The sequence below is a fragment of the Leucothrix pacifica genome (assembly GCF_003172875.1).
GTDB classification, from domain to species: Bacteria; Pseudomonadota; Gammaproteobacteria; order Thiotrichales; family Thiotrichaceae; genus Leucothrix; species Leucothrix pacifica.
Genome location: NZ_QGKM01000003.1, coordinates 121,832 through 131,863, shown reverse-complemented (window position 1 = coordinate 131,863; position 10,032 = coordinate 121,832). Strand labels below are relative to the sequence as shown.

Below are 10,032 nucleotides of genomic sequence, written 5' to 3'. Positions count from 1 at the left end.
TTCTATAACCTTGAATGGTTTCAGATTATTAGCGTAGCTAATGATCTCCGAAAAATAAGGCTTTAATTATTTTTTGGTCTTGAGAGAAGATGTAGACAAGCACAACAACAGTCATTAAGACTGCTGGATTATTACTTATTCGTGATGGTGTGACTCCTGAGGGGGCGACAGCATCACACACCGGTTTTCCTGGTAACCATAGAGACATTGAACCACCTGATCCCATCCCGAACTCAGAAGTGAAAAGTGTCATCGCCGATGATAGTGTGGGGCTTCCCCATGTGAAAGTAGGTCATTGCCAGGATTTAATAGGAAGCCCTGTTACAGAGAACATCTGTGACAGGGCTTTTTTTATGCCTGATGTTTTTACTCTCGTTTTTTGTTCGAGCGTAGTGCAGTCTATCGGAATTTGCTTATTTATTTATTGATTCAATGATACTTTAGTGTCGATTAAAAAGTCAGTTGGGGAACTGATATTAACTAGATATTAGGTGCAAAGCACCTGAATTAGTTACTAATAATAAATACTCGCGAAAGCAAGAATAATAACGGGGCCGGGGCAAAATGAATAAAAATAATACCAACCTATTGAGTGTTGGAAAAATCGCGCAATGTGTAACATTTATCTCTTTATTAGCGGGGGCATCAGTTGCTCAAGCAAGTGAGGAGGATGATAGTATTAAGTATGTTGTTACATTAGGGAACCCAACTAATGCGGATACTAATGCAGATGTAGTGAGTTTCTATTTTGACATCCCTGAGCCTGTATTTAATGTTGATGTCATGGACTTTCAATTATTCAATGGTTCGGATGGCGCTTATATTGACTCAGTAAGCTTAATTGACAGTGATATTAATCGATATGAGCTGAAGGTGGTTACCGGTGGAACCGGAACAAGCCTTGCATCATATATGCGGAATAATGGAACTCTTAAAGATTCGGCTGGTGAGGATGCCGTAGTTACATTTTCTGGTGCTCTGCCAACTTATATTATCGATAAGACAGCCCCGGATGCACCAGTTGTCACTGATCCAATATATAACTTTGATCAAAACCCAGTGATAAAAGGTACCGCAGAAGCAGGTTCTCTGTTAACTGTGTCAAATAGTGCTGGAAGTCAGACTTGCTCGGTTACGGTTCCTGAAAGTGGAGAGTGGCAATGCTCTACAAGCCCTGAGTTACCGTATGGTGAGATTACGTTAACAGCAACAACTGTCGACAAAGCTGGGAACGTCAGTGAAGCAACTCATCATAAAGTCTTAGTTATGACCATCGGTGGTGATGAAGATGGTGATTCAATTAGCAATGAAGATGAAGTAAATATAACCGGTACAAGTCCGGTGTTAGCAGATACTGATGGTGATGGTGTAGATGATCCGACAGAGATTGGTGGTGACATCAATAATCCTGATAACACCACTGGTGATGCAATCATAGATGCACTAAATCCTAATAACGACAGCGATGGTGACGGCTTAAGCAATCAGGATGAGATTGAATTTGGTTCAAACCCATTAGATGCTGATAGTGATGATGATGGCTTAACCGATGGGGTCGAGCATGATTTAGGCCTTAACCCGAATTCAAGTGATTCAGATGCAGATGGTATTGCTGACTCTAATGAGGATCATGACGGAGATGGCTTAGCTAATGCAATGGAGGTTGAATTAGGAATGAACCCAAATGATAGTGACAGTGATGATGATGGTGTCCTTGACAGTCATGAAGATACCGACGGTGATGGTTTAAGTAACTCATTAGAAAATACCTTAGGAACTGATCCCGCTTTGGTTGATAGCGACGGGGATGGTGTCCTTGATGGCGATGAAGACTCAGACTTTGACGGTATCAGTAATATCCTTGAGATCAATGCAGGACTGAACCCGGCGCAAGAGGACTCAGACTCTGACGGAATATTAGATGGTCAGGAAGATACTGATGGAGATGGCTTAGATAATCAGACGGAGATTGAATTGAGTCTGGATATAAGCAAACCAGATAGTGATGGTGATGGTGTTAATGATGGCCAGGAAGATACTGACGACGATGGTTTGAGTAATGCTCTGGAGAATATATTAGGTACTAACCCGCTATTAGCAGATAGTGATAGTGACGGTGTAGAAGATGGCCAGGAAGATAGTGATGGTGATGGCCTGACTAATGCTCAAGAAGTATCGCTTGGGTTGAATCCGGCAGATGATGATTCCGATGATAATGGTGTGTTGGATGGTGATGAAGACAATGATCAAGATGGGCTTCCGAACTTATTGGAGCTATCAATGGGACTTGATCCAACTAAAGAAGACACTGATGGCGATGGTGTGCTGGATAATGATGAGGATACTGATGGTGACGGCCTGTCAAATGAACTGGAAGTCACTCTAGGGTTAAACCCGAATCTGTCAGACAGTGATGATGACGGTGTTTTAGATGGGGATGAGGATTCTGATTCTGATGGCATCAATAATATCGATGAAGTTGATGCTGGCTTAGATCCTTCGCAAGCAGATTCAGACGATGATGGTGTGCCAGACGGCCAAGAAGATACTGATGGTGATGGCCTGAATAACCAAACAGAAATAGCATTAGGCCTTGATATCAATAATGCCGATAGTGATGACGATGGCGTAAGTGATGCCTTGGAAGATAATGATGGCGATGGTATCAATAACGAAACGGAAGTTGCGAACGGAACAGACCCAGCCTCTGCTGATTCAGATGGTGATGGCATTCCTGATAACGAGGAAGATAGTGATGGTGATGGCATACCTGATCTGGTAGAAATTGCAAATGGCACAGATCCAAATAATGCCGACTCAGATGGTGATGGTATTGCTGATGGCGATGAAGATACAGATGGTGATGGCATTTCAGATAAAGATGAGATTGCCTTAGGGACAGATCCAGCTTCTGAGGATTCGGACGGTGACGGTGTCCTGGATATTGATGAAGACAGCGATAGTGATGGCTTATCTAACGGTGTTGAATATAGCCTGGGATTAGATCCAACTAATCCAGACAGTGATGGCAACGGTATTCTGGATGGTGATGAAGATGCCGATGGTGATAATCTGCCTAACGCGCTTGAGATACAAATTGGTACCGATCCAACAGACAATGATACTGACAATAACGGAATCCTTGATGGTGAAGAAGATCTGGATGGCGATGGTCTTTCAAATCAAGTTGAAGTTAAATTGAATCTGGATCCGACGAATCAAGATACTGATGGTGATGGTGTACTCGATGCTCTGGAAGATAGTGATGAAGATGGACTCAGCAATATCGAAGAGATTCGTCTAGGCCTGGATCCTTCAAATCAAGATACAGACGGTGATGGAAACATCGATTCTGTTGACTTGGATTGGGATAACGATGGCATCAAGAATGCTGACGAAATGCCAAATGACATGTTAATTGACGAAGATGGTGATGGAATCCCGGTCTATCTTGATGACAATGATCAGGTTGCGAGTATTCTGGATGATGATGAAAAAGTTCACATGCACTACGACCATGATCGGGATGGTATTCTGAATAGTTTAGACCCTGATGATGATAATGATGGCATACAAACTATTGTTGAATCAGGTGATATTGATAGTGATGCTGATGGTGTTCCTGATTATCTGGAGCCGAACAATCGGGATACTGATGGTGATGGTGTAGAAGATTACCTCGATAGTGACGATGATGGTGATGGTGTACCGACATTGACAGAGGTTGAGGAGTTAGGCCACTTACAGCTAGCCGACATAGACGGTGACGCTATCCCTGATTATCTGGATGGGGATAGTACTAACGTCGCCGGAATGACTGACGGAACGGGTGATAGTGATGGTAATGGCATTAGTGATCGTCAGGAGTGTAATACTGGTATGGTTTGCCCGGACCTCGATTTAGATGGGGTTGCTGACTACCTGGACTTGGATGATGACGGGGATGGCATTAATGATATTGATGAAATAGGGGATGACGCACGAAACCCAGTTGATTCAAATGGCAATGGTATCGCGGACTATCGAGAACAAGACGCTTCTAGCCACCCAGAACCAGAGGAAGAAGTAGTCGAGACAAGTGGGGCTGTTGAAACCGTTATTGATGGCGGTGGCGGTAGTACTTCACCAGTCTGGTTGATATTAATGGCTCCACTGTTGTGGTTGAGAAATAAAGCGCTTTTTAAAAACAAAAATAATAAATAAACGCTAAGGCAATTATGAAAATTAATATAAAAAACAAACTGTATCTTGCAGTAGCAGCGTTGATTGTTTCACAAAATGTTCAGGCATCACCGTTGGAAACTATTGAAGATAATTGGTATATCGGAGGGGCTATTGGTCAGAGTCGGCTAGAGCCTGAAGGTGGTGTAGATTGGGACTTAACAGATAAGAGTGACCTGTCAAAAAAAGTCTATGCTGGCGTGAATATCGGTCGTGATTTTGGTTTAGAGGCTTTTTGGAATGACTTGGGTGTTGCGAAAGTGACTAACAACAAGTCTGGTGCAGAGGGTGAAGTTAAGTATCGCGCTTATGGTGGAAATCTGGTTTATCACGTCCCAAGTTATTTGGGACCGATTCACCCTATTGTAAAACTGGGTGTGGCGAAAGTTGACACTAGCGGTAAAGGTGTTGATGTAGATCAGAAGAATAAATTTGATGTCATGGGGGGTATTGGTGCTGAGTACCAGCTGGAAGAAGGATTCCGGGTAAGAGCCGAATACGAACGCTTTGATAAAGATATTCAACAACTCAGTCTGGGCTTGAATTGGCGGCCGGTATTAACTCGTCGGCCAGTTGATGCACCTAGACCTGTTGCTGCACCTGAGCCACAAAGGCCAATCGTTATTGTGAATCAGCAGCCGGTCGCACCTAAGCCTATTATCAAAACGGTGGTAAAGCATGTCCCATCACCTCCGATTGTGAAAACGGTAGTGAAACATGTGCCTTCTCCACCAATTGTTAAAACAGTGGTAAAGCGTGTTCCTTCACCTCCGGTAGTAAAAACGGTAGTGAAACATGTACCAGCACCACAGCCTGTTGTGCATAAAGTAGTTGTTAACAACCCTGCGCCAGCACCAGTTGCAAAGCCAGCACCGCAGCCGAAGGTAATCCATAAAACATTGGCGGGTGGGTCAAACTTCGCTACGAATAGTTCTACATTAACTAATGCTGGTCGAAGTGCGCTTAACCGCATGGCGAGTGATTTGATAAGAGATAAAGTGGTCATTCATAACATCGGTATTATTGGGCATACAGATAATGTTGGAAGTCATCAGGCTAATCAGAAGTTATCTCAGCGCAGGGCGGAATCGGTTGCAGCATATCTGGCATCTCGTGGCCTAAATCGAGGACTGATGACTGTTGTGGGTAGAGGTGAAACACAGCCAATCTCAAGTAATGCCTCAGCAGCCGGGCGTGCCCAGAATCGCCGCGTAAATATTGTAGTGAAGGGCTCACAAACGATTATGCGTTGATGGGCCGTTTGATTGATGAAATCTGCTTTGATAAAAGTAGCAGTTACAAAAAAGCCAGCTAATTTCAGCTGGCTTTTTTATTTACCTTCACTCTGTTTAGCTAAGAGTGAAGACAGTGTTATGACTAAATCAGATTAGTGAATAATTTGACTTAGGAATAACTGAGTACGCTCAGACTGAGGGTTGTTAAAGAACTCATCAGGCGTATTTTCTTCAATGATCTGTCCGGCATCCATGAAGATAACGCGGTCAGCAACCTGCTTAGCAAACCCCATTTCATGAGTTACACACAGCATAGTCATACCGCCTTCCTCTGCAAGCTCAACCATAACATCCAGTACTTCAGAGATCATTTCAGGGTCAAGTGCCGATGTTGGTTCATCAAACAGCATCACCTTAGGGTTCATGCACAAGCTGCGCGCAATCGCCACACGTTGCTGCTGACCACCTGATAACTGACCAGGGAATTTATCCGCCTGATCCGGAATCTTAACCCGCTCAAGATATTTCATCGCTGTTGCTTCCGCTTCAGCCTTCGGCGTCTTGCGAACCCAAATCGGTGCCAAGGTCAGATTGTCCATAATGGTCAGGTGAGGGAACAGATTGAAGTGCTGGAAACACATTCCAACATTCGTTCTGACCTTCTCAAGGTGTTTGATGTCACCTGTAAGCTCTTCGCCTTCAATAACGATTTGCCCTTTCTGGTGCTCTTCAAGGTGGTTAATGCAACGGATTAATGTTGATTTACCGGAGCCTGAAGGTCCACAAATAACGATTCGTTCACCTTGCTTTACATCAAGATTAATATCTTTCAGTACATGGAAGTCGCCGTACCACTTATTCAGATTAATCATGCGAATGATGTAATCATTTACAGCTGCGTTTTTATTAGCTTCACTCATAATAATTTCTCAAAATTAGCGTTTATGGCCAGTATGGAGTTTACGCTCCAGCGCCATTGAATAACGTGACATTCCAAAACAGAATAGCCAGAACACGAATGCAGCATAGACATAGCCCTCGGTTTCAAAACCAAGCCACTTAGAGTCTGCACCCAACACATTTTGAACCACACCAAGAAGATCAAACAGACCGATAATGAGTACCAGTGTTGTGTCTTTGAACAGTGCGATAAAGGTGTTTACTAAGCCCGGAATAACCAGTTTCAGTGCCTGTGGAAGAATAACCAAAAACATGCTCTTCCAGTAAGTCAGGCCCATCGCAACTGCTGCTTCGTATTGGCCTTTAGGAATCGCCTGTAAGCCACCACGAACCACCTCAGCCACATAAGCTGACTGGAACAGAATGATACCGATCATGGCACGCGCTAGTTTGTCAAAGTCCGACCCTTCAGGCATAAACAGTGGCAGCATTACGGATGACATGAATAACACGGTGATTAGTGGTACACCACGCCAGAACTCGATGAACAGAACGGATACCGATTTCACAATCGGCATGTGTGAACGACGTCCGAGTGCCAGTATGATTCCTAATGGAAGTGCTAAGGTGATACCGATGATGGAAATAATCAGCGTCAGCATGAGCCCGCCCCATTTATCCGTGCTTACTTCAACTAATCCAAATGATCCACCATGGATTAGGAAGAAGGCAATAAATGGGAAAATGATCAGGATGAAACCACCCAGCCACATTTTCTTAGGAAAGCTATTTATGAAGAGCGGGATACATAAAACAATCAGCATCAAAAATGCGGTGTTAACGCGCCATTGCTCAGCTTCAGGGTAGAAACCATAAATGGTTTGACCAAAGCGGTTAGCAATATAAGCCCAACAAGCACCTTCACGGCTACAGCCATCTCTGGTGGCTGCAAACCAGTCAGCATCTATAAATGCCCATTGAATAGCAGGGGGAACCAGAAGATAAATGAGATAGACCGCGAATAAGGTCATCAGAATGTTCAGTGGGCTGGAAAACAAGTTTTCCTTTAACCAAACTACAGGCCCTTTAGTGTCACTCGGAGCAGGTTGTGCGGGTAGAATTTTATCTGTTACGTACATGGGTAAACTCCTATCGCTCAACCAACGCCATTTTAGCGTTGTACCAGTTCATAAAGACTGAAATCGTAAGACTCAGCGTGAGATAAACAGCCATTGTCATCGCAATGATTTCCACAGCTTGCCCTGTTTGATTCAGCGTCGTACCCATAAACACGCTTACGATATCCGGATAACCAATCGCCGTTGCCAAAGATGAGTTTTTAGCAAGGTTGAGGTACTGACTAGTCATTGGTGGGATAATCACGCGCATTGCCTGTGGAATGACAACAAGACGTAAGTTCTGGTTTGGTGTTAGACCAACAGACAAAGCCGCTTCAGTCTGACCATGGCTAACCGCAAGTATCCCTGAACGAACAATTTCTGCGATAAACGCCGCGGTATAAATACTCAGTGCGATCAATAGTGCCAATAGTTCTGGAATGATGCGTGTTCCGCCAGCAAAGTTGAAACGCTCCAGTACCGGAAGATCCCAGGTTAGAGGACTGCCAGTGAGTACAAATACTAATAATGGCAAACCAAAAATAAGACCAAGTGCTGTCCAGAAAACAGGGAATTGTTCACCCGTAGCGAACTGCCTGTTTCTTGCCCATCGACGCATAATAAAAGCGGCGATTATGCCGATTACAAAGGCGATTGTAGTAAAGATAAATCCATCACCTGTAACAGGGGATGGAATGTACATACCCCGAACATTCAGGAAGAAGCTATCTGCAATCGATAAACTATCTCGTGCAGACGGCATCGCCCGAAGTACCACGAAGTACCAGAAGAAGATCTGTATCAGCAACGGAATATTCCGGAATGTTTCTATGAATATCGTTGCTAATTTTGCGATTAACCAGTTTTTAGATAGCCTCGCTACACCAATGATAAAGCCCAGAATAGTAGCAAGAATGATCCCCAGTGCGGTGATCAGGAGTGTATTCAGCAGCCCGACAATAAATGTCTTACCGTAAGTGGAATCCGCTGAAAAGGGAACAAGCGATTGTAATATGTCAAAACCAGAACGTTCATTTAAGAAAGCAAAACCGGTAGAAATACCCCTCGCTTCCATATTCGCGAGCGTATTGTTGACAATATAAACCAGAAAAACACCAAGCCCGATAATTAGCAATACCTGAAAAAATAATGCACGGTAGTGAGGATCGTTCCAGATCGGTGGTTTTCCCGGGGTGAGACCTTTTTGTTGCGTACTCATAGAATAGGCGCCCTAAGTAAAGGATAACAACGGAAAAAGCGAAGGCTGCCGGGTCGGGTGTGACACACGGCAGCCTTGCAGGTCTATAAGAGCCTGTTGATTAACAAGCTCAGAGAGTTACCAATTAACGAATTGGTGGAGCATATTGAAGGCCGCCTTTGCTCCATAGAGCATTAAGACCACGACCAATTTTCAGAGGTGAACCTGAACCAACGTTAGCTTCAAAGCTCTCGCCATAGTTACCAACCTGACTTACGATGTTGTATGACCAATCATCGCTCAGACCCAGTTTCTCACCTTGTCCACCCATCAAACGCTGGATAGCAGGATCTTTACTGTCTTTCATTTCTTTAGCATTGGCTTTAGTCACGCCCATTTCTTCAGCGTTAACCATTGCAAATAATGACCACTTAACGATGTTGAACCACTTGTCATCACCTTGACGAACAACAGGGCCTAGTGGCTCTTTAGAGATAACTTCAGGAAGAACAACTGCTTCATCAGGCTTAGCCAGCTTGATACGTAGAGAGTATAACTGAGACTGGTCTGAAGTCAGCATGTCACAACGACCCGCTTCAAAACCTTTGATAGTCTGATCAGACGTATCGTAAGTAACCGCTTTGTATTCCATGTTGTTAGCTTTGAAGTAGTCAGCTAAGTTCAACTCAGTCGTTGTACCTGCTTGAATACATACTGCAGCACCGTCTAGCTCAAGTGCGCTTTTAACACCTAACTTGTCGCTAACCATGAAGCCTTGACCGTCATAGTAGTTAACACCTGCGAAGTTCAGACCAAGAGAAGCATCACGAGTCAGAGTCCAGGTAGTGTTACGAGAAAGGATATCGATCTCACCAGACTGAAGTGCCGTGAAACGCTCTTTAGCCGTTAGTGGTGTGTACTTAACTTTAGAAGCATCGCCTAAAGTAGCAGCAGCTACTGCACGACATACATCAACATCAATACCTTGCCAGTCGCCTTTCTCATCAGCGGCAGAGAAACCGGCCAGACCAGTACTAACACCACATTTTACGTGATCATTTTTAATAACTGTTTCTAACGTGTCTGCTGATGCAGAAGTACCAAACATTACAGCTGCAGCGAGCCCCAAAAAGACACTTTTTCTCATGCTAAATCCTCGTTTTATATTGATTTGTATTGGTGCTTGAGAGGGTTAAAGCCTTTACCGACCCAAGCCACTGTTCAGGATAATACATAAAATTGCGTAGAAATTGTCAGTCTTTTTTTGATTTGATAAAAAAAGTTTATCAGAATGGCAAATACTAAGTATTTTGGCTATCAACGTATTATCAGGGTCTTAAAAAGTTAGCCTGAGACTCTG

General features: G+C 43.8%; 6 protein-coding genes and 1 rRNA gene. 3 read left to right on the top strand and 4 right to left on the bottom strand.

All coding sequences use genetic code 11. The features are described from left to right. Positions 1-188 precede the first annotated feature (188 nt). The 3 genes from rrf (at position 189) to DKW60_RS01600 (ending at position 5,474) form a co-directional block, all read left to right on the top strand. Positions 189-304, top strand: a 5S ribosomal RNA gene (rrf, locus tag DKW60_RS01610). Between the two features lie 260 nt (positions 305-564). Further along, positions 565-4,203, top strand: coding sequence for an Ig-like domain-containing protein (locus DKW60_RS01605; RefSeq protein WP_109835911.1), 3,639 nt, complete (start codon positions 565-567; stop codon positions 4,201-4,203). A 14-nt stretch (positions 4,204-4,217) separates the two neighbouring features. Then, complete coding sequence (locus DKW60_RS01600; RefSeq protein WP_109835910.1) at positions 4,218-5,474, top strand: OmpA family protein; 1,257 nt, start codon at positions 4,218-4,220, stop codon at positions 5,472-5,474. A gap of 134 nt (positions 5,475-5,608) precedes the next feature. Here the strand turns inward: DKW60_RS01600 and DKW60_RS01595 are convergent, their stop codons facing one another. From DKW60_RS01595 to DKW60_RS01580, 4 genes are all read right to left on the bottom strand, one after another. Further along, entirely contained in the window at positions 5,609-6,376 is a 768-nt protein-coding gene (locus DKW60_RS01595; protein ID WP_109835909.1) for an amino acid ABC transporter ATP-binding protein, read from the bottom strand. 15 nt (positions 6,377-6,391) lie between these two features. Next, positions 6,392-7,495, bottom strand: a complete 1,104-nt coding sequence (locus DKW60_RS01590) for an amino acid ABC transporter permease (RefSeq protein WP_109835908.1) — start codon at positions 7,493-7,495, stop codon at positions 6,392-6,394. Positions 7,496-7,505: 10 nt separating this feature from the next. After that, a complete protein-coding gene (locus DKW60_RS01585; RefSeq protein ID WP_109835907.1) occupies positions 7,506-8,693 on the bottom strand; it encodes an amino acid ABC transporter permease in 1,188 nt (395 codons plus the stop codon). 124 nt (positions 8,694-8,817) lie between these two features. Next, positions 8,818-9,819, bottom strand: a complete 1,002-nt coding sequence (locus DKW60_RS01580) for an amino acid ABC transporter substrate-binding protein (protein ID WP_109835906.1) — start codon at positions 9,817-9,819, stop codon at positions 8,818-8,820. Between the last annotated feature and the right edge of the window lie 213 nt (positions 9,820-10,032).